Genomic DNA, 21,337 nt, shown 5'->3' on the forward strand with positions numbered 1-21,337 from the left:
AGCACTCTGTTTGCATCTTTTTGGCGCGCGCTGATTCAGGATCACGATATCCTAATAATTCCACTATAGTCCAAAAATACTGAGTAAACTTCTCCGGTTTATAGGGGCATGGATAGGCGCGGCCGGCAACGCCGCCAGGCGGGCGAGGGGGTGGGCCAATGATCTGTTGGCGTCGGATTCGGCGTGGGCTGGGGCCTACTGCTGCGCGGCGGGATGGATATGGCTGCGAATGGCGTCGAGCAGCTGGCGCGGCGACACCTTGGACTTGGTCAGCACCGCGTCTACCCGCTGGGTGTCCTCGCTTGTTACATCGTAGCCGGACAGGATAACTATCCGGGCACCCGGAAGTTGTCGGCGTATTTCCGGTAACAGGTCCCAGCCGGAGCCGTCCGGCAGGACCAGATCGAGGATGACCACATCGAAGCGATCCAAGGCCAGTCGTGTGCGGGCCTGCGCCAGTGTCGCCGCCCGGGCGAACTCGAACTCGGGGCCCGCCATGCTGCGCACCACTTGCAGCAGGTTGGTGTCGTCCTCGACGTGCAGCAGCCGCGGACGTTGACTGCTCGGTGCGACCAGTCCGGCCAAAATTGTCAGTAAGTGGCTTTCGTCGATGGGCTTGGCCAGCCAGGAGAGATTGGTGAAGTCACCGTTGATCGCCAGGCGGCCGTCTTCCATCTTGGCCGATATCACCACGACGGGCAGTTCCGCGGTGTCCGCGTGTTGGCGCAGGCGGCGAATGATTTCCAGGCCGCTGATATCCGGCAACAGCAAATCCAGGGTGACGGCGGCGTAGCGCTGATTTTTCAGCGCCGCCAGTGCCTCCTTGCCGCTACCTGCAATATCCACCTTGTAGCCGGCGCGACTCAGTATCAGGCCCAGCATGCGGGCCACATCGGCTTCGTCTTCCACCACCAGAATGCGTGCCGCGTCCAGCGCCTGGGGGGTGTGTGCTTCGAAGAGGGAGGCGGCCGCGTTCTCGTCCCACAGCGGCAGCTCAAAAAAGAACGTCGCGCCGCGGCCTGGGGTCGAATCAAAGCCGATCCTGCCGCCCATGCGTTCCACCAGTTCCTTGGTAATGGCCAGGCCCAAACCGGTCCCGCCTTTTTGGCGTGTATCCGAGGAATCCGCCTGAACGAACTTCTCAAAGATGCGATCACGAAACGCCTCAGGCACACCGGGGCCGTGGTCGCTCACCGTGACGCGGACCGACTTGCCGCACCGTTCCATGGCGATCTCCACCGTGTCTTGCGGGGGTGAATATTTGATGGCGTTGGAGAGCAGGTTGGACATTACCTGCATGAAACGTTGGCCGTCCACGCTCACCTGTACGTCGTCTTGGCTGCTTGTCAAAGTGAGTTTGACCTGATGTTCCGCACCGTAGCCGCGGTTCGCTTCAAGGGCTTGATCGATCAACGGCATCAGTGTCTGCACTTGCATGTCAAACGGCATTTTGCCGGCCGCCAGTTTCTCAATGTCGAGCAGGTCATTGATAAGGTGGGTCAGGCGCTCGCCGTTTTTGCGGGCGATATCGACCATGTGCTGCGCTTGGGCGGGAAGTTCACCGAAGGCGCCGCCCGATACCAGACCCAGCGCCCCACCGATGGCGGTCAGCGGCGTGCGCAGTTCGTGGCTGACGGTGGAGACGAACTCGCTCTTCATGCGTTCCGCCCGCTTGCGCTCGGTAATGTCGCGCACCATGCCGACATACATGGGCCGCTCCTGACGCGTGATTTCGGAGACGGCCAGCTCCATGGGAAACAGGCTGCCGTCTTTGCGTTGGCCTTCCACTTCGCGGCCGATGCCGATGATGCGCGCCATGCCGGTGGCCTGGTAGTCGCGCAGGTAGCTGTCATGGGCGTCGCGATGGGGCGCGGGCATGAGCATCTTGATGTTGCGGCCGAGGACTTCGGCGGCCAAGTAGCCGAAAATGCGCTCCGCCGCCGGGTTGAAGGAGTCGACCATGCCGTCCTGGTTGATGGTGATAATGCCGTCCACCATGTTGTCGAGCACGGCCTGGGTCTGCTCGGCCTGATCACGCAAGGCGGTTTCCGCCTGCTTGCGCTGCGTGATGTCGGCATGGGTGCCGGACATGAGCAGTGGTTTGCCGTCCTCGGTCCAGCTCACCACACGGCCGCGATCGTGCACCCAAATCCAGTGGCCGTCTTTATGGCGCATGCGGCACTGCACGTCGTAATAATCCAGTTCGCCGGCGAAATGCGCTTGCAGCGCGGCGTTGGATTTTTCCAGATCGTCAGGATGGGCAAGGTCCATCCAGGTCTGAATGCTGATCGGTTCCAGCTCGGCCAGGGAACAGCCGACCATCTCGGCCCAGCGTTCGTTAAACACGGTGGTGCCGGTCTGCACGTTCCACTCCCAGGTGCCGATGTTGGTGCCTTCGATAATGGCGCGCAGGCGTTGTTCGCCGTCTTGATGTTGTTGTTGCACCCGCGCCGCGACGGTCAGTTGTCCAAGCGTGGCCAACAGCGGCTGCAGAAAGTCGAGTAGCTGCTGGTCATAGCCCTCGGGCCGATTGGCAATGCCCAACATAGCCACCAGTTCACCGCCGTGATGCACCGGTACGCCGAGAAAGGCATTGAGCGGGGGGTGTCCCTCGGGCAGGCCGCCGCGGCGTGGGTCATGCGCCGGATCATTGGCGATAACCGGCTCGCCGCTGCTGAGGGCAGCGCCGAACAGGGAATTGAGATTGAAAAACTCCGCGTCCTGCGGGGCGTTGTTCTGGTAAAACGCGCGGGTGTCATCGTCCCAGGTGATATTGGAAATGGCGTAGGTCTTGAGGTAAGGATCGCCCGCGGCCGTGTAGCGCACCTCGCCGAGAAATCCGTAGTCACTCTCGGTCAGATTCAAAATATCCGAGAGTAAGCCGTCGAAGGCGCGGTGGCGATCTGTCTCACGGATAAACTGCAACTGGGCACGGGCGAGGATTTCAAGCTGCTGGGCCTGCTTGAGCAGCTGCCGCTCGTGTTCCACTTGAATCCGATTGATTTGCTCTTCTGCGCAATCGGCGAGATCGCGCAAGGCGCGCAACTCCCGGGTCGACAATTGGCGTGGCTTATCGTCGATGATGCAGAGGGTGCCGATGCGCAAGCCGCGCGATGTCTTAAGCGGCGCGCCGGCATAGAAACGGATATGCGGTGGCCCGGTGACTAACGGATTGTCGGCGAAACGCGGATCAAGACGGGCGTCGGCGACGTGAAAGATATCCGCCCCCAAGATGGCATGGCCGCAAAACGACACATCCCGTCCCGTTTCGGAGGCCTGCAGACCCTGACAAGACTTGAACCATTGGCGCTTGGCGTCGACCAGGGAAATCAGCGCGAAAGGTACGCCGAACATATGTTGCGCCAGGCGCGTAATGCGGTCGAAACGTTCCTCAGGCGGCGTGTCGAGCAGGCCGCGTTCCTGCAGCGCCTGCAGTCGTTGAATCTCGTTTTGCGGCAGTGAAGGGGCTTGCATTGCGGTCAGCTCGCTTGGGCGCAATCGGGGTGGCAGCGTCTGCGGCGGTAAGCCACAGACGCTAGGCGCGGCGACAAGCGTCGAGTCGAGATGGGCGGGTAATACGAAACAGACTCGGGCACGGTGTGTATTCCCAAAGACCAGGTGTGGAGACTATGCAGGATATCGGCAAGCTTGGGTGACCGTGCAACAAAGCGGTCGCGTTTTGCGCTGAATATAAGGCAGATTTAACAAGATTTAACAATAAATGGCTGTGCTGCCGATTCCGAAAACGGGAATCGAATCGACCTACCTGCCCGGCAGTTCCGTGCCGCGACTCATGATTTCGATATAGCCTGCATAGCTGAACAGGCGGTTGCGTTTCTGGGCGGTCAGCTCCTTGACGATGCCGAGTTGCTCCAGGTGGCCGAGCGCCTTGTTGACGGTCGCCGGAGTAATGCCGGTCTTCTCCACCAGCGAGCCCGAGGTGGCGATGGGATGCTCCATGAGCGCCCGGTGGACCTGCAGGGTGGATGGCGCCGCCCGTCCGAGGCCGCTGATCTTGTCACGGTCCTGGTTCGACAGATCGAGAAGTTGCTGGGCCGTTTCCACCGCCTGGGTGGCGGTGACAATGACCGCCTCGGTAAAGAAGCCGAGCCAGGCTTCCCAGTCGCCGGTTATGCGCACGTTATTGAGCAGCTCGTAGTAATACTGACGGTGCGTCTTGAAGTAGAGGCTCAGATAGAGCATCGGCTCCCGCAGCACCTTCTGTTCACACAACAGCAGCGCGATCAGCAGACGCCCCAGACGGCCGTTACCGTCGAGGAACGGGTGGATCGTCTCGAACTGCACATGCGCCAGCGCCGCCTTGAGCAGCACCGGCGTCGGCTCCGGCTGATCATGCAGGAAGAGCTCCAGCTGGCTCATGCACGCCAGTACCTCTTCGGCCGGAGGCGGAACAAAGGCCGCGTTGCCCGGCCGGGTGCCGCCGATCCAGTTCTGGCTGCGCCGGAACTCACCCGGGGTCTGGTTGCTGCCCCGCCCCTTGGTCAGCAGCACGCCGTGAATCTCGCGGAACATGCGCAGCGACAGCGGCAGCCCTTCCTTCAGCAGGCGCAGACCATGGTCGAGGGCGGCAACATAGTTGCTGACCTCCCGCACATCATCCAGCGGCACGCCGGGTTCCTGATCCAGCTCGAACAGCAGCAGGTCGGACAGGGACGACTGCGTTCCCTCGATCATGGAGGAGAGCACGGCTTCCTTACGGACGTACATGTAGAGGAACAGCGAGGTGTCCGGCAGCAGAGTCGAAACGCTATCCAGCCTCCCGAGCGCCAGCAGCGCCTGATCGAACTTGCTGCGCAGTTCCGGCGTCCAGTCGATGGGCGGACGCGGCGGCAGCGGCGCGGGCACGAAGGCCTGAGCCTTTTCACCCACCGTCGATAGGGTTACGTATCTGCCTTGGCGTTTTCGCTTCATCCTGCCTGCCTCGAACCTAAAATAAGACGTGTCTTTATTTTATCTTTACTGAATATCCTAAAATAAAGAGCCGGAAAGGATAAATCAAGCGGATTCCCCGATTGGCCGTTTCGATTTCCTCAGACGGGCGCTCGACGCTGCAACGCCTCTGCTAAAGCGAAAAACGTAACGACCGCGGCTCCGATTTTTCGGTTGCCGGAAAGTTCCTGTTATCGAAGGGTTTCGTCATCTTGCATAACCGCTTCCCGCCAACCCGGCCAGAGAAACGAATTTCTCCCCTGATTTCCCGGGCGAGGGTGACGGGTTCGCAGTAACACCGGATACCAGGCGTCGAGCCGCAACACCTTCGAATCCGGTTTTCGGACGCCGGTTCGGTTGCCAACGTGGAATTGAATTGGCTATGCCTGCCCGCCGAAAACCGTGCTGATCAGGTAGGCCGTGTAGCCCACGTAACAGGCCAGCAGCACCGCGCCCTCGATGCGGTTGATACGTCCCGGTCCCCGGAACCCGTAGCCGATGACGAACAGCGACAGCGTCAGTGCGGCCATCACCAGCATGTCCCGATTGAAGACCTCCGGCCCAACGGCCAGCGGATGAATCGTACCGGCGATCCCCACCACCGCCAGCGTGTTGAACAGGTTGGAGCCCAGGATATTGCCGAGAGCGATGTCATGCTCTCCTTTGCGAGCGGCAATCACCGACGAGGCCAATTCCGGCAGCGAGGTACCCACCGCGACGACGGTCAGGCCGATGATCAGGTCGCTGACTCCGAACCCATGAGCGATCTCCACGGCGCCCCAGACCAGGATGCAGGAGCTCACAATGAGCAGCACCAACCCCACCACCAGCCAGAAGACCGCCCGGCGGATGGGTATGGCGCGGACGTCCATTTCCTGCTGCATCTCGCTTCCCAGCGCATCCTCTTTCTTGCGCAGCCCCTGCCAGATGGTCCAGGTCATCAGCCCGCCGAAAACAGCCAGCAGCACGACGGCATCAAGCCGGGTGATCTCACCATCCCAGAGTTGCCATGCCGCCAGCGCAGTCACCGCCGCGAGGATAGGCAGCTCCTTGCGCAGCACCTGCGAATGGACGGCGATGGGGCTGATCAAGGCCGTCACCCCCAGGATCAGGGCGATGTTGGTGATGTTCGAGCCGTAGGCGTTCCCCAGCGCAATGCCCGGGTTGCCCTGCGAAGCGGCCAGCGCCGACACCACCATCTCCGGCGCGGAGGTGCCGAACCCGACAATCACCATGCCGATCAGCAGCGGCGGCATACCGAAATGGCGGGCGGTGGAGGCTGATCCCTCCACAAAACGGTCGGCGCTCCAGACGAGGAGCGCCAAGCCAAAAATTACAGCGACAAAGGCAAGGGTCATACAGTTCCAGTTCTCATATACAGTCCGGATCATCCGGATTGCCTAAATTTCACCCAATGTGGGGTGTGAACCTACTTGGTCGGTACTTGATCGCTGCGTCAGTTATGCCGCAAGCTGTGTCGCGAGTTTGTCGCAAGTATGCCTCTATTACTCGTCGGCATGATATTGCAGCCAACGATGGCCTTTATCGGTCAACCGATAGCGCTGAGTCGGGCTGCGCGGGGAATCGGGTTGTGTGCGTTCGATCCATTCGTCTTCCATGGCCGGATTGAGGTAGTTGTTCCGGAACGTGGGACGGTGTGACAAACCCAAAGCCTGCATCAAATCGTTGCTGCCCAGTTCGCCGTTCCCAATCGCCTGAATCAATGCCGCTACTTGGTCGGTTACTTGGTCGCCTACATGGTCGGTCGACACAGCTTCGCGCACGGCATCACGCAACGCACCCAGCATGAACTCGACAAAAGGAGTGGCATCCGCTTGGCTGTCGGCCGCCGCAAGTACCCGGTAATAATCCTCCTGACGATCACGGATCACTGTCTCCACCGGCAGGTAAGCCAGCAGCGGCTTCCAGTTTCGGAGAATCAGGGTTTGCCACAACCGACCCATGCGGCCGTTGCCGTCGGCAAAGGGGTGGATGAATTCGAACTCGTAGTGAAAAATGCAACTGGCCACCAAGGGATGCTCGCGGGTAGTTGCAAGCCAATCCAGCAGATCCGCCATCAGCTTGGGCACGCGTTCAGCGGGGGGAGCCATGTGAACCAGTTGTTCTCTCCGGAAGATGCCGACCCCGCCGGATCGATATCGACCCGTTTCATCCACCAGCCCGCGCATTAACAACTCGTGCGCCGCCAGCAAATCATCCTCGACACTGGCGTCCCAGTGCTCCATGGCCTCGTAGGTCGCAAAGGCGTTTCGCACCTCCTGAATCTCGCGGGGGTGTCCCAACACCCGTTTGCCCTCAATCACGGCGGTCACCTGTTCAAGGGTGAGCGTGTTGTTCTCGATGGCCAGCGACGCCTGGATGGTACGGATGCGGTTCTCCCGGCGCAGGCGCGGAGTCAGGTTCTGTTCGGCCAGCACGGTGTAGCGGCCGATGGTTTCGCCAATCTCTGCGACCAGATTCACTATCGCCGGGGTGATGGTGTAGGGTGGCTGATATTTCATATTGCATCCCTCGCTGATTGAAATATCCGAAACCATGTCGTGAAGTTGTCGAAACTTTGACCCGGTTCAACACGAAGCCAAACAGACCGAGCCCACTCGATGCGGGTGATTGCGGAGGTCTGCCGCCTGGCACTGGTGAACTCGGGCTGAAATATGGGCTTCCTCAATAGTTCTTGTAAAACGCTTCGGCGTTGAACTTGACGAACTCCTCATCCCTTCTCAGTAGTACTGCCGGATATATCCGAACGCCTTGTCGAACAGATCCTGGTCTTTAACCTTGTATTTTACGTAGATCACCTTCCGAAGATGTTGCTGAATGAGACGCTCGCCTTTGAGAGTATTCTGCCATCCATCGAACCTGACATTTCTAACAATCTCGTCAATATCATTGACAATCCGCTCGACTACTACCGGCGTTTCCCCGTTCTTCACCTCGGCGAACAGTTCGGTCAGGGCCGCTTTGGCCTTGGCCTGTTCATCGACCGGGTCCACCTGCTTCTCGGCCTGGACGACTTCCTTGGCCAGGGTCAGCAACTCCTTGAGGAAGTCGAGGCTGTGGAGCAGGCCCTGTTCGTGCCGTTCCTTGAGCTTTTCGAGGCGTTCGCCCAGGGCGACAAACTTCGGATTGTCCTTGTGCTTGCGCAGGCGGGCGATGAGCTTGATCTCGATTTCCTTGGATTTCTTGTCCGCGTCCTTGGCATCGAGCAGCCCTTCGAGGACCTCGGCGTCCATCACCAGGGTGTCCAGATCGTCGCGCACCGTTTCCAGATGCACGTTCTCATGCACCAGTTCGATGGTCTTGGCCCCCAGGGCGTGCCAAAGCAGCTTGCCGTTACCGCTCGGCGGCTTCACCGACTCATAGACCTGGGTCAGCCACTTGTAGTCCTTTTCATAAAGGCCGAGACAGGGGTCGGGAGACAGCGCCTCCCACAGACGGGAGAGCACCGAGTATTCCGCCGCGAATTTGTCCCGGGTCTCGTTATCCGGCAGGCAATCCTGCGCCGCGATCAGCCCCTCGTAGCCGCCAACGGTGCGGTCCACGCCAGGGAAGAACGCCAGGCATCTCGCCACCACGCCGGGCAGCTCCTTCTTGAGCTCGTCCAGATTGCTGATGACCTTCTGCACCGCCTTTTCATCGAAATCGAGGGCCGTGGCCACGTCATCGAAAATGCCCAGATAATCGACGATCAGGCCGTGGGTCTTGCCGGGGTAGACACGGTTGGTGCGGCAGATGGCCTGCAGCAGGTTGTGGTCCTTCATCGGCTTGTCGAGGTACATCACCTGAAGAATGGGCGCATCGAAACCGGTCAGGAGCTTGGAGGTGACGATCAGGAACTTGAGCGGGTCAATCGGATCGCGGAAACGGTCGAGGAGTTTTTCCTCCTCGTCCTTGGCCAGCTTCCATTCCGCGTACTGATCGGACTTGCCGCCCTGGGTGTGCATGACGATGGCGCTGGCCTCCGGGCCGACCAACTCGTCCATGGCCTTCTTGTTAAGCACGCAGCACTCCCGGTCGAAGGTCACCACCTGGGCCTTGAAGCCGTTCGGCTCCACCTTCTCCTGGAAGTGCTTGACAATGTGTTGGCAGATGGCGTTCACTCGCACCGGGGCCTTGATCAGCACCGCCATCTTGGCGGCCCGCTTGGCCAAATCGTCACGATCCAGCTCGCTCAGCTCATCGGTCATCTGAGAGTAGGCTTCGTCGATGGCGTCCTTGTTAATGTGCAGCTTCACGTCCACCGCCTCGAAATGGAGCGGCAGCGTGGCCTTGTCCCGGATCGAGTCCTGGAACGAGTAGCGGCTCATATAGCCTTGCTCATCCTCGTCCGCGCCGAAGGCCCAGAAGGTGTTGCGGTCCCGCTTGTTGATCGGCGTGCCGGTCAGGCCAAAGAGAAAGGCGTTGGGCAGCGCGTCGCGCATCTTGCGGCCTAAGTCGCCTTCCTGGGTGCGGTGCGCCTCGTCCACCATCACGATAATGTTCGAGCGCTCGTTCAGGCGGCCATCCGCCTCGCCAAATTTGTGAATGGTGGTGATGATGATCTTGCGGGTATCGGCCGCCAGCAGGCTTTGCAGTTCCTGCCGGGTGGCCGCTCCGATCATGTTCGGGATATCGGCGGCGTTGAAGGTGGCGGTGATCTGGGTGTCCAGATCGATGCGGTCCACCACGATCATCACCGTGGGGTTGCCGAGCTTGCGGTGCATCCGCAGCTTCTGCGCCGCGAACACCATTAGCAGCGACTTGCCCGAACCCTGGAAATGCCAGATCAGGCCCTTCTTGGGGTAGCCCTTGACCACGCGGGCCACCATCAGGTTAGCGCCTTCGTACTGTTGATAGCGGCAAATGATCTTGATGCGCCGGTGTTTCTTGTCGGTGGCGAACAGGGTGAAGTTCTGCAGGATGTCCAGCACCACATGGGGGCGCAGCATGGAGCGGATGGAACGCTGCACATCCGCAAGCGTCCCCTCGGCCTTGTTCTCGCCTTCGTGCCACGGCCCCCAGATATCGATGGGCATGCGTACCGAGCCGTAGCGATAGCACTTGCCCTCGGTGGCAAAGGAGAGGACGTTGGGCACGAACATCTGTGGCACGCTCTGTTCGTAGCCGTTGTGGATGTCGCTGGCCCCGTCCATCCAGGTCACCGCCGGGCGCACCGGCGTTTTGGCCTCGCCGACCACCAGCGGGATGCCGTTGACCAGCATGACAATGTCGAAGCGGCGGCCGCCTTCCTTGACCGGGTAAACCCACTGGTTGGTGACCACGTAATCGTTGTTGCTGAGATTCTCGAAGTCGATCAGGCGCACCGGCGTATGTTCGCCGCGCTCACCGAAGGGCATGGACTTCTCGCCCCGCAGCCATTCGGCGAACAGCTCGTTGGCCCGCACCAGGCCTTCGCTCTGTACCGACAGCGGAATGGTTCGCAGGCGGTAGAGCACCTCGTCGGCGCGGTCTGGCTGGGCCTTGATTTCCGGGTTCAGGCGGATGAGGGCGTCGCGCACCATCGACTCCACCACCACGTCGGAGTGCTGGCGGGGCAGCTCCTCGGCGGCCACGAAGCGCCAGCCTTTTATCTCGCCGCCATAACTGGCAAGCTCTTCGGCAACCATGTTCGAAGTCACGCCGCCGCAGAGCGTGTCGAGAACCATCTGTTCGACCGTATTTTCTTCGTTAAACACAGAGTGCCTCCTCGGAGAGGCCAGTATTGATTATGGATCGCCTCAATTCAGACAGTGCGTCGATATGTACTGCGATAGCTTGCCTGGCCTTATCCCACTGGCAAGCTATTTTCTCAATATTATTTCTCTCTTCCTCTGGTGGGACGGGAATAAGATGCTCCGTAAGCCACGATTTTCGTATGTGAACTAGCTCCTTCTTAAAGCCATGTGCATCCTTTTCTACTTCGGACGTTATGAGCTGCAAAATTTCAAACAGCCATCTTTTGCCGATACTTGAATTTGGCTCAATCTTAAAAATGTGCTGATTGAGACCACCGGTAGGCCCATCCCAGATACGAGGACCAAAAGACATTCCTTTAACACCGGCCCAGGCGTATAAAAGCTGGCCGGGTCGTACTAACCATCGTTCTTCCAGCTCACCATCAAAATGATTAAATTCTCTAGAACCATTCAGGTTCTGGATTCTGATTATCGGGTACCCACTCTGTGACCACTCGGACGACTTAAACCCTCTACCATTGCTAAAAGAACAGAGTTGGCCAATTGGCTTTTCTTCCCATCCTCGCCCCCCAGCTTTCAGTCTTACAGCAATATCCAAGCGGTAAGCATTCTCAGCTTCGGCTCTGCATGTTTTCCAGTATTCAAACGCCTCATCCGCCGCCAACAGGATCTCGGCAATGCGCTTCTGTTCATCAAGCGGTGGCAGCGGGAATTCAAAGTCCTTCAATGCCGTCCAACTGGTTCTCGGTGACAGCGAACCGGCTGAGGTGCCAAGTGCATGATCAAAAAAGGCATCGCTCTGGCAGATAAATGGCAGAAGCTCGGGCAGTAGAACCTTTCTGTTTTTCGGCTCGAACGTCAGGATGTCCCCGGAGCAAATGCCTTCAAACTCGGCATAGGCGACCTTGCGTTGATAGGCCCGGCGCTTGCCGAAAAGCGTCTGTCCCGGTACGAATTTGCGGGTAAACGAGGTGCCATCCGCAACGGAGTTCCAGCGACGGATATGCAGATTCTCGGGGTCGATGTGTTCAAGCCCGACGATTCTTTCAACGCCATTGGTCTCGGGATCTCGCTCCACAAGATTGGCGTTCTTCACCACCTCGCCGAACTTGACCATCTTCCAGCCGGGCTTGAGTTGGCTGCCTGTCATACCTTGACCCTCACAGGCAGTCTCGCCTCTAGTTGCATCTTGACTCTTGAATAGAGTCGCGCCTCCTCATTTTCCTGGTCACGCAGGCTGACCACCAGAGAATACGCTTCTTCGGTGTCGCACAAATTGTCACCCCAGGGAAAGTCATTCCGGGTCACGACGACAAAGAGCTTCTGGTTGCGCAGTTTGGATTTGGCGTTGAATTGTCGGAAGCGCCAGAAATCGGCCTGGACCGTGCCCTTGCTGCGTGCCTGCTGGCCAATGGTGGCGGTCTTCAGTTCGGGGATGTTCTCGTAGTCATCCTTCTCGGTTGCCTTGTTGAACATGGTGGTGACGTGCTCCAGATCAGGCGCAGTGACCAGGCGGAAATCAATGCGAGTTGCACGGTATTTGACCCGGGTTGATCGAACCGGCGGCGTGTAGGCGAGCGCAACGGCAATTTCTCTCAGACGGCGTTTGCCACCACTGACGAACTCATCGGGAATGGGAATTTCATAGAAGTGGTGGCGTTTGTTCCCGATGGGACCGCGCGCAATCAGCGTCACGGCATTTTCCAGTGAGCGATGAAGAGATTCCTCATTCACTTGTCCATAGCCGCAGACGCTCCTGAACGACTTGTCCTGTTTGATCAGCTTCTGGCTGGCCTCTGGCATAAAGGCGTTCAGACAGAGCAACGCCCGGATGAAATTGGCGTCGGCATCGGGATGTTCAAGAAGAATGGAGGCGGCCAGATGCGCGACCTGTGGCGCGGCCATGCTGGTGCCAATATCAACGGCGAAGGGATGACCTTTTGCGAATTGATGGTTCGTTGAAACGACGCCCAGTCCAGCGACACGCTCCATAAGCGAATGGCTGGCCCGCGTATTGATGGCCCAGTTGCCGCCGTGTGCCAGAAGCTCTGGCTTGATGGCACCGTCAACGGAATATCCGCCTCGGGTGAAAGGCGATGGTTGCTCAGGTTGAGCAATCGGCACCTCTGACGGATCGTGGGTGTGGGTCTGACTGTTCCAGCTTTGGTTATGCCGCGCCAAGCTGCCCACGGTGAGAGCATTTAATGCGGGAGCAGGATCAACGATTCGCCAGGCATCGTCCAGCAAGTAATTCGGGTAGTTGTCCCGCCACTCCAACCCATCAGGAGACTCCTCACCAATGCGATGGTTGCCCGCAGACACCACGAACAGGACGTTCAGTTCCCGAGAGAGGGTATCCAAGGTTACGGAAAGTCCTTTCAGATGGCTGCCGTTATAAGGTTTGTTCGCATCACCCAATGAGAGATTGAAGATTCGGCAGCCGTGTTGTTCTACAAAGTGACGTACTGCCTTTTCAATGTGGTTCTCAACAAAACCGGTTGCATTGTTGTCTTTGTCGAGGACTCTGCCGCTGAACAGGCGCAGAGTTGGGACGAAAGCACCGGCGCGCAAGTGGCGCTCGAAGTCCCCATAGAGAGCCAGACCTGCGACATGGGTGCCATGGCCATTCTCGTCATGGGCTCCTTCTCCTGGCAGGAAGCTCTGTGCATCCCCGATGGCAGAACCCAACAGAGGATGACCGGTCGCAAGCCCGCTATCCAGGACAACGATGCCTGGTGCTTCCTCACCCGGATCGGGAATCTCTGAGAAATTCTGTATATCCTGAAAAACAACTGATCGTTCCAGACCAAAGCTGGGAGGCAGGTCAACCGTACGTACATCGCGGTGGCGGAGGAGCTGTTCTGCCTGATCGGGGTTGCAGAGAACGCGGCAAAGGGTCAATCCTGGCTGCTTGACCTGATCCTTTTTCTCAATGCCTTGCCGCTTCAGCCATTCTTCGAACTTGGCCCACTCCTGATCGCGTCCCTGGTGGTTATCTTCAAGGGGCCAGAGTTCGACATCAATCAGGAACTCATCGGATTCCGGGAATCCCTGCTTTCTGAGAGCCCACCCTCTGCGATCCTCGGCGCTCCAACCATCGATACTTTGCAGGGCATAAATAACCTGCTTATTCGTGACATCGCCACCACTAGCCATAGTGGAAAGTCGCGCTTCAAATTGGGCAAGAGCGGCATTGCTGGCAAAACCAATAACAACCGTTTCATCCTCTTGGCTGACAAATTCGATCTCGGTTGAAATCTTTCGAAGATCCTCGGGGTTGAATCCCTTATGTACCGTAAACCGGAATAATTTACGGTCATCGAAACCGCCCACATCACTGGCAGACTGCTCTTTGGCGTTGGCGAGCTTCTGCAACAGCCCTCGCCCGTGTCCACGGACATCGCTTGGAGGCGGCGGTGGCCTATACTCGCGAGATCGCTTCTCGTTGACCGGCGCTTCCCGCTGGATGGTGAGGTGGGGAAAGGTCTCTTCCATGATCGATTAGCTCCTCTTGGTACGTGCTCTACGAGCATCCTCGCGTTTGATGGCCGATTGCAGGTGACGCTCACTGAGGAACTCTTTCCCCGCCAGAACCATATCTTTCGCGGCACGGCGCAAAACGCGTTCCACGTCGGCGTGACTCATGCCTTTGAACAACGTTGCTATACGGGCATCGTCAATTTCGAATTCCCTACGAAGCCCGCGGAGCTTGACTGACAATAAGCGACGCAACTGTTCAAGGTTTGGCGATTCAAAAACCAGCACCTCATCAAATCGCCGCCAAACGGCGGAATCGAGAATACGTTCATGGTTGGTTGCCGCCACCAGAATGCTCTTACCCTCATACGCATCGAGCATCTGGAGGAAAGCATTCACTACGCGCTTCAGTTCGCCGTGTTCCGCCTCATCTGAACGTTCCTTGGCCATTGCATCAAATTCATCGAACAAAACCACCATTGGCACGGTAGAGACGAAATCGAAAACTTGCCGCAGATTGGCCGCTGTTTCGCCAAGGAGTGACGAAATCACGCTGTCAATGCGCACGATGGCGAGGGGTAAGCCAAGCTCACTAGCGAGGACTTCAGCAGTCAGGGTTTTTCCGCATCCCGGAGGACCGCAAAACAGTATTTTGTCTGCTGGGTGCAAGCCATAACTCTGCAATGTCTCGACCCGGTGATGCTCCTGCAGTAGTTCATCCAGGAGTGAGGCGTTTTCATCTGAAAGCACAACGTCTTCCAGACGCCTTACCGGCTCCTTGATCTGCAACAGTGGAAGGTTCCGGTCTTTATCTTTAGGCAAACGGTCGTTTAACACAGAATGCAGTGGCGCGGAGGTGCTACGACGCCCATAAAGAATTTTTTCCAGATCATTCGCCAGCAGGTGATGGTTCTTGGCTCGCTCTTCCAGGATCAGTTGCTCGGATACGCGCTTGAACGCTTCATGGTTACCTTCCGATCCTGTTTTAACTAGCTGCCTCAGTAGCTTAGCTGTTGCCATATTTGTTCTCCTGTTTCACCTATTCTCCCATGTCACGCTATTGTCTTACTGGATCATTTTCGTGGCATCACGAAAATGATCCGTTTGTTGTTCAAGCACCTCAAAAAGATCATCCATCGACTCCCGCAAGGCCATCGAGCTTTGCTGCCAGTTTGCTATGGCCTGTTTGAGGCTGACGGTTTCGGTCGCGCCGTTGCCATTGCCATTTCCGTTGTCCGCCCGCACGTAGAGCGGGATGCTGAGGTTGCTGGCTTTCTCCCGGATCTCGTCATTGCTGACCACCCGGGCAAAGCCGTCCTCGTCGTCAAAGGCCTGATAGGCGGAGACAATGCGCTGGAGGTGGTCGTCGGTGAGGAAGCTCTGTGCCCTCTCGCGGGTCACCTCGTTCACCGCGTTGATGAAGAGCACCTTGTTTCTGCGCTCCTTGGGCTTATTCATGCGGCAGATGACGACGCAGGCTTCCATGGGTGAGTTATAAAAGAGGTTAGGACCGAGGCCCAGCACACACTCCACCACGTCGTGGGCGACCAGTTTCTCGCGCATGGCCGACTCTTCGTTGCGGAAGAGGACGCCATGCGGAAACAGGATGGCGCAGCGGCCACTCTTGGCCTTCATGCTCTTGATGATGTGCTGCCAGAAGGCGTAGTCGGCGCGGCCCTGGGGCGGGGTGCCGTAGATGTTTCGGCCCCACGGATCGGCGGACCAGGCATCGCGGTCCCACTGTTTGATGGAGTACGGCGGATTGGCCAGGACCACATCGAACTGCATGAGCCGGTCGCCTTCGACAAAGGCGGGATTGGCCAGGGTGTCGCCACGGACGATACGGAAGTCCTCAATGCCGTGCAGGAACAGGTTCATCCGGCCGATGGCGGAGGTGAGCAGGTTGCGCTCCTGGCCGAACAGCCGCAGATTCCGCCACTCCTTGTGCTGCCGTTTCAGATGGGCGACGGCGGACAGCAGCATGCCTGCCGAACCACAGGTGGGATCATAGATCGACTCACCCGGTTTGGGTTCGAGCATCTCGGTCATCAGATGAACCACGGTGCGGTTGGTATAGAACTCCGCAGCGGTGTGGCCGGAATCGTCGGCGAACTTTTTGATCAGAAACTCGTAGCCCACGCCCAGCTCATCCTCCGGGCAGTTGGAGAGCGAAAGCGTCTGCGAGCTGAAATGCTCGATGAGCTCGCGCAGCATGTGATCCGGCAGGCGGTCCTTGTTGGTCCACTGAGCATCGCCAAAGACCCCATACAGGGTGTCGGGGTTGGCTGTTTCAATCGCCCGCAGAGAGTCCTGGATAGCCTTGCCCACGTTCTTGACCTTGGTGCGGGTAACCTTCCAGTGGGCGTCCTCCGGGATCTGGAATCGATGCTGCTCGGGAAGCGCGGCGTATTCCTGATCGCCGCCGGACTCCTCCAGCGCATCGGCCAGCTCCTCGTCATAGACGTCGCACAGGCGCTTGTAGAACAGCAGCGGGAAGATGAACTGCTTGTAGTCCCCGGCGTCAATGTATCCGCGCAGCAAGGTGGCCGCGCCCCAGAGGTAGGATTCCAGCTCCGATTGGGAAATGTGTTTGCTTTTCTTCATCGCGCTACTACTTCCCATTCAGAAATGTCCGTTGGAATATCGACGCCATCCAGGGAGTCCCAGTCGTAATCGCCGGTCGCCTGCATGTAGACGTCATCGGCGGCCGCCATGGCCGAGTGATAAGAGCCGAGCAGGTCATCCTTGAACCACAGCCCCCAGCGACCGTTGGCTTGCGGTTTAATGAGGAAAAGACCGATGGGCGACCTGTACTGATACACCTTCATAGCAGGCCCTCCCGGATCAGCAGTCCTTTCAGGCGATCTTCAGCCGCATACGCCGCCTGCAACGATTCCTTGAGGTTGACGATGGCCTGATCGATGGTCATGGATTCTTCCTCGATCACCGGCTCCACGTAGCGGGGGATGTTCAGGTTGAAATCGTTCTCGCGGATCTCGTCGAGCGTGACCACCCGGCAGATCCCTTCCACATCCTGATAGCCCTCGTACCAGCGATGGATGTTGTCCACGTGTTCCGGCAGTAGCTCGTTCTGGGCGCGACCGGTCTTGAACTCCTTGGAGGCGTCGATGAACAGCACCTTCTGGCGGTGGGCCTTGGGCTTGCTGTCGCGGAAGACCAGAACACAGGGCGCGAGACCGGTGCCGTAGAAAATGTTCTGACCGAGGCCGATCACCGCTTCGAGCATGTCCATCTCCAGCAGCTTGCGCCGAATCTCGCCCTCCTTGGACATGCGGAACAGCACGCCATGGGGAAGCACCACAGCCATGCGGCCGGTCTTGCGGGCCATGGACTTGATCATGTGCTGGACCCAGGCGAAGTCACCGGACTTGGCTGGCGGCAGCCCGGCAAAGTTGCGGCCGTAGGGGTCGTTGATCCAGACATCATCTCCCCACTTTTCCAGGGAAAATGGAGGATTGGCGATGACGCAGTCAAAGGTGGCGAGGCTGTCGCCTGAATAAAAGGCGGGCAATCGCAGGGTGTCGCCGCGTTCGATATGGAAATCTTCCGCGCCGTGGAGAAAAAGGTTCATCCGGGCGATGGAGGATGTGGTCAGGTTCTTTTCCTGGCCGTAGAGCTTGCCCAGCATGAGGTTCTCGTCGCCGCCATGCTCTTTGACATGATGTAGAGCTTCGAGGAGCATGCCGCCGGTCCCGCAGGCCGGGTCATAAATGGTTTCTCCGGCCTTGGGCGCAAGGATGCGAACCATCAGCGCGACCACAGAACGCGGGGTATAGAATTCACCGGCCTTCTTGTTGGTCAGGTCGGCAAATTTCTTGATCAGGTATTCATAGGCCTGGCCGAGAATGTCCGCCTTGCAGTGCTCATTGCCCAGGTTGAGCGACGAGAAGTGTTCGATCAGGTCCTTGAGCAGTGCGTCCGAAAGGCGGTCCTTGTTGGTCCACTGGGCATCGCCGAAAATGCCGTGCAGGGTGTCCGGGTTGGCCTGCTCGATGCAGCGCATGGCCTTCTGGAGAGCATGGCCGATATTGGCGCTCTTGGCCCGGACATCTTTCCAGTGGCAGCCCTCCGGAACCTGGAACCGGTGGTTCTCGGGGAACTGGGCAAATTCCACATCGCCGTCGGACTCTTCCAGTGCCACGGCATACTCCTCGTCGTAGACATCGGAGAGCCGCTTGAAGAACAAGAGCGGGAAGATGTAGGTCTTGAAGTCGGCCGCGTCGACAGGGCCGCGCAGGATATTGGCCGCCTCCCAGAGATGCCCGGAGAGGGTCCCGATATCCAGATCGACTGAATTATTATTTCCGTTCTTCCTGCTCATTCAGCTTGATCCTGTCTGCTCTTGTCCGCCGCACCGCCAGCCTTCACCCACTCGTCAACCTCGTCTTTCTTGAACTTCCAAAGACGGCCCATGCGATGGGCGGGCATCGCATGCTTGTCGATCCAGCGGTAGACGGTGTCACTGCTGACACCGAGGTACTTGCCTATCTCGTCTACTGATAACCAGCGGTCTTCTATCTCGGCCATATCTCTATCCTCATGGGCGATTGGTTTTCTTGCCACGCCAGAGGCGGTAACGGGGGATGCTGAGCGCAACTTCCCCAACTTAAAACGTCGTTTAATATATTTAGGCAATGGCCGATTGTAAAACGATTTCGTCCGGATAAGACCGCAAAAGTCGGCTCACGGGTGTAACCAATGGCGGCTGATTTCCCGTTCAGCGGGATGAAATCCCACTTCACCTATCTCGGCGTAGTGCGATGACGATCCCGGCGCGGATGGGATGGTTGTTGCAGTTATTGACCTCGTTGCCCCGGGTGCGCCTGCGGATATGCATCATGAAGATGGTGGTCTCATTGGCGATCTGCCCGAGCAGCTCCTGGAACGGCTTCTCGCACACCAGCTCGTGCGCCCGCATCGGCCGCTTGAGATCCGGGCCAGAGTAAAGAATGGCTGGAGAATAGGGAGGATTGATGGTGCGGCGAGGTGCTAGGGAAAGATGTAAAACGGGCGCAACCCCCTTTGGAAAAAAGGAGAAAAAGAAAACCCGTTACCCCGGCGAATGGCCCCGGAGAGACGGATTTGTCTTTTTTTTAAATAGTGGAGGCGGCGGGGATCGGCACTTAGAATCCCTTCGGGCTTCATCAAGTGTACCTCAACCACTTCCAGTGGTTCGAGGCAACCCGGAACGCGGGCTCTCACCCGGCACCACCGCCACCAAATAAAAAAGGGCTGCCTGTCGGCAACCCTTGTTTATTTGGTGGAGGCGGCGGGGATCGAACCCGCGTCCGCAAATCCTCTGCCTTCGGCTCTACATGCTTATCCCGGTCTATTCATTTAACCGCATGCTACCCGACGGGCAGGGAAAACATACGGCGAGTTTGGTTTAGGTTTTAACCAATCCACCCCAAACGAGCTTCATGGCGAGCTTGTATGAGTCGACCCCGGTTGACCAAGCGTACAAGCACACATTGGGCCGAGGGCACCCTACCGGGTTTTAAGCGGCGAGTGCGTAGTTGTCTTCGTTGGCAACTATGAATTTGCGAATGGTTTTACGAGGTTATCCGCACCTCGGCATGCACCTTGGGTTTCGCGATCCACGTCGAAGCCAAATCGCCCCCTTGGTTACGAAGATAAGACATTGTACGCGAGGAAATAGTTCCCGGCCAGGGTATTGCAGGCTACCAGTGCAGGGCGCGCATGTGGGAGCGCTTCTTTTGCTGATGATCCTGCATGCGCACCAGGATGGAATTGAGGGTGCCGGCGGCGCTGAGGATGTATGGGCCCTTGTTGAGCATGACGCATTCGGCGCGGCCGGACATGGCGGCGTCGGTGAGTTCGGGGCGGCTGGAGATGCCTTTTTTGGCCAGGGTCTCCAGCACCTGGGTGGCCCAGATGACGGGCACGTGGGCGGCCTCGCAGAGCCATAGCAGTTCTTCCTGGATTTCGGCCATGCGCACGCCGCCGAGTTCCACGGCCAGATCGCCGCGGGCGATCATGACACCGAGACGGAAACGGGGCAGGGCGCTGAGGATGATTTCGGGCAGGTTTTTGACCGCCATACGGGTCTCGATCTTGGCGACGATGCCCAGGTGGGCGGCGTGACGTTGGTCCAATTCGGCGATCAGGGTCTGCATGTCGGCGCGGCTTTGGACGAAGGAGAAGCCGACCAGGTCGGCATGGCGGCAGACGAAGTCCAGGTCGTCCAGGTCCTTGGCGGTGAGACAGGGTAGCTGGATGTGGGTGTCGGGGAGGTTGATGCCTTTGTCCGCGCGCAGTTTGACGCCTTTGGGACGGCAGTGCACCACGTGCAGCCAGGCGCCGTGTTCGTCGATGCTGTCGACGATGGTGCCCAGTTTGCCGTCGTCAAACCAGGCCCACTGGTCCGCGTGCAGGCTGTCGATGAGCTGCGCATGGGAACAGCCTACGGCGGCGACGCCGCCGGGTGCGGTGGTGAGGTCGCGCGCCAGCAACAGGCGGTCGTCCAGGTGCAGGTGCAATTTGGCGGCGGCGGGGTCGAGGCGGGTGCGGATCTTTTGCCCGGCCAGGTCCATCAGCACGGCGCAGTCGGCACCGGTCTCGGCGCGCGCCTTGACGATGTTGTCCACCATGCACTGCCAGCTGGCATGGTCGTCGTGGGCGCAGTTGATGCGGGCGCAGTTCATGCCGCGCAGCATCAGATCGCGCACCAGGCGGGGGTCGTCGGCGGCCTCGCTGGGCAGGGTGACCATGATGCGCGTGCTGCGGTGTGCATCCGGCGGGCCGAACAGGCGGGCGGTGTTGTCGCTCAGCAAGCGCCGGCCCTCGCGGTAATCGGGGCCGCCGTAGAGGTCGGCTGGGTCGATGGGGGCGGCGACGTCACGCTGCAGCATATTGATGACCCGGTTCAGGGTGTACATGACGTGGGCCTCGCAGCGACCCAGGGAGGAGAGGCCGGCTTCCGCCAGCTGGTCTTGTAGCTGTCGCAGATCGTGGCGCCGGAGTGCTAAATAATGCCCCAAGTTCCTGGCGCTCTTGCTGTGCTGCAGGCAGGCCTCATTGGCACAGTACTGGGTCAGGATCTGGTGGGATTCCTGCTCGATTTGGCTGCGCAGGGCAATGAGCGGGTCGCTGAGAGAAGTTTGCAGGCGTTGCACGGGGGAACAGGGCATGATGAAGGTCACGGGTCACTCGGTGTTCCCGAGTGTAGGGGA

14 protein-coding genes are annotated in these 21,337 nt (G+C 58.7%); all 14 read right to left on the reverse strand.

The window, feature by feature from the left end; genetic code table 11:
- Positions 1-195: 195 nt before the first annotated feature.
- The gene (locus tag Tel_06070) at positions 196-3,474 is read right to left on the reverse strand and encodes a hypothetical protein (protein ID ALP52754.1); all 3,279 of its coding nucleotides are present in this window, start codon (positions 3,472-3,474) and stop codon (positions 196-198) included.
- A 288-nt stretch (positions 3,475-3,762) separates the two neighbouring features.
- Complete coding sequence (locus Tel_06075) at positions 3,763-4,932, reverse strand: cell filamentation protein Fic (GenBank protein ID ALP52755.1); 1,170 nt, start codon at positions 4,930-4,932, stop codon at positions 3,763-3,765.
- Between the two features lie 398 nt (positions 4,933-5,330).
- Positions 5,331-6,308 carry a calcium:proton antiporter gene (locus tag Tel_06080; GenBank protein ALP52756.1) on the reverse strand — a complete coding sequence of 326 codons (978 nt, stop codon included), beginning with the start codon at positions 6,306-6,308 and terminating at the stop codon, positions 5,331-5,333.
- 147 nt (positions 6,309-6,455) lie between these two features.
- Positions 6,456-7,472 carry a cell filamentation protein Fic gene (locus Tel_06085; protein ALP52757.1) on the reverse strand — a complete coding sequence of 339 codons (1,017 nt, stop codon included), beginning with the start codon at positions 7,470-7,472 and terminating at the stop codon, positions 6,456-6,458.
- Positions 7,473-7,691: 219 nt separating this feature from the next.
- A complete protein-coding gene (locus Tel_06090) occupies positions 7,692-10,646 on the reverse strand; it encodes a DEAD/DEAH box helicase (protein ALP52758.1) in 2,955 nt (984 codons plus the stop codon).
- A complete protein-coding gene (locus tag Tel_06095; GenBank protein ALP52759.1) occupies positions 10,639-11,796 on the reverse strand; it encodes a hypothetical protein in 1,158 nt (385 codons plus the stop codon). The genes Tel_06090 and Tel_06095 overlap by 8 nt, the downstream gene beginning before the upstream one ends.
- The gene (locus Tel_06100; protein ID ALP52760.1) at positions 11,793-14,141 is read right to left on the reverse strand and encodes a serine protease; all 2,349 of its coding nucleotides are present in this window, start codon (positions 14,139-14,141) and stop codon (positions 11,793-11,795) included. The genes Tel_06095 and Tel_06100 overlap by 4 nt, the downstream gene beginning before the upstream one ends.
- Positions 14,142-14,147: 6 nt before the next feature.
- Positions 14,148-15,143, reverse strand: coding sequence for an AAA family ATPase (locus Tel_06105; GenBank protein ALP52761.1), 996 nt, complete (start codon positions 15,141-15,143; stop codon positions 14,148-14,150).
- A gap of 45 nt (positions 15,144-15,188) precedes the next feature.
- Positions 15,189-16,727: a DNA methyltransferase gene (locus Tel_06110; GenBank protein ALP52762.1), complete on the reverse strand. Its 1,539-nt coding sequence runs from the start codon at positions 16,725-16,727 to the stop codon at positions 15,189-15,191.
- Positions 16,724-16,951 (reverse strand): hypothetical protein, encoded by a 228-nt coding sequence (locus tag Tel_06115; GenBank protein ALP52763.1) that lies wholly within the window; start codon positions 16,949-16,951, stop codon positions 16,724-16,726. Before Tel_06115 ends, Tel_06110 begins: the two co-directional genes overlap by 4 nt.
- A complete protein-coding gene (locus Tel_06120; GenBank protein ALP52764.1) occupies positions 16,948-18,465 on the reverse strand; it encodes a DNA methylase in 1,518 nt (505 codons plus the stop codon). Before Tel_06120 ends, Tel_06115 begins: the two co-directional genes overlap by 4 nt.
- Complete coding sequence (locus tag Tel_06125) at positions 18,462-18,671, reverse strand: transcriptional regulator (GenBank protein ID ALP52765.1); 210 nt, start codon at positions 18,669-18,671, stop codon at positions 18,462-18,464. The genes Tel_06120 and Tel_06125 overlap by 4 nt, the downstream gene beginning before the upstream one ends.
- A 211-nt stretch (positions 18,672-18,882) precedes the next feature.
- Positions 18,883-19,062, reverse strand: a complete 180-nt coding sequence (locus tag Tel_06130; protein ALP52766.1) for a hypothetical protein — start codon at positions 19,060-19,062, stop codon at positions 18,883-18,885.
- A gap of 763 nt (positions 19,063-19,825) precedes the next feature.
- Positions 19,826-21,295, reverse strand: a complete 1,470-nt coding sequence (locus tag Tel_06135; GenBank protein ID ALP54753.1) for a hypothetical protein — start codon at positions 21,293-21,295, stop codon at positions 19,826-19,828.
- Positions 21,296-21,337: the final 42 nt, after the last annotated feature.

Origin of the sequence: Candidatus Tenderia electrophaga (assembly GCA_001447805.1) — a bacterium.
Lineage (GTDB): Bacteria > Pseudomonadota > Gammaproteobacteria > Tenderiales > Tenderiaceae > Tenderia > Tenderia electrophaga.

Excerpts from the sequence above, each read along its gene's own strand:
- Tel_06130 (ALP52766.1), bottom strand. The coding sequence starts at position 19,062 with ATGCGGGCGCACGAGCTGGTGTGCGAGAAGCCGTTCCAGGAGCTGCTC.
- Tel_06075 (ALP52755.1), bottom strand. The coding sequence starts at position 4,932 with ATGAAGCGAAAACGCCAAGGCAGATACGTAACCCTATCGACGGTGGGT.
- Tel_06110 (ALP52762.1), bottom strand. The coding sequence starts at position 16,727 with ATGAAGAAAAGCAAACACATTTCCCAATCGGAGCTGGAATCCTACCTC.
- Tel_06070 (ALP52754.1), bottom strand. The coding sequence starts at position 3,474 with ATGCAAGCCCCTTCACTGCCGCAAAACGAGATTCAACGACTGCAGGCG.
- Tel_06120 (ALP52764.1), bottom strand. The coding sequence starts at position 18,465 with ATGAGCAGGAAGAACGGAAATAATAATTCAGTCGATCTGGATATCGGG.
- Tel_06095 (ALP52759.1), bottom strand. The coding sequence starts at position 11,796 with ATGACAGGCAGCCAACTCAAGCCCGGCTGGAAGATGGTCAAGTTCGGC.
- Tel_06125 (ALP52765.1), bottom strand. The coding sequence starts at position 18,671 with ATGGCCGAGATAGAAGACCGCTGGTTATCAGTAGACGAGATAGGCAAG.
- Tel_06105 (ALP52761.1), bottom strand. The coding sequence starts at position 15,143 with ATGGCAACAGCTAAGCTACTGAGGCAGCTAGTTAAAACAGGATCGGAA.
- Tel_06100 (ALP52760.1), bottom strand. The coding sequence starts at position 14,141 with ATGGAAGAGACCTTTCCCCACCTCACCATCCAGCGGGAAGCGCCGGTC.
- Tel_06115 (ALP52763.1), bottom strand. The coding sequence starts at position 16,951 with ATGAAGGTGTATCAGTACAGGTCGCCCATCGGTCTTTTCCTCATTAAA.
- Tel_06085 (ALP52757.1), bottom strand. The coding sequence starts at position 7,472 with ATGAAATATCAGCCACCCTACACCATCACCCCGGCGATAGTGAATCTG.
- Tel_06135 (ALP54753.1), bottom strand. The coding sequence starts at position 21,295 with ATGCCCTGTTCCCCCGTGCAACGCCTGCAAACTTCTCTCAGCGACCCG.
- Tel_06080 (ALP52756.1), bottom strand. The coding sequence starts at position 6,308 with ATGACCCTTGCCTTTGTCGCTGTAATTTTTGGCTTGGCGCTCCTCGTC.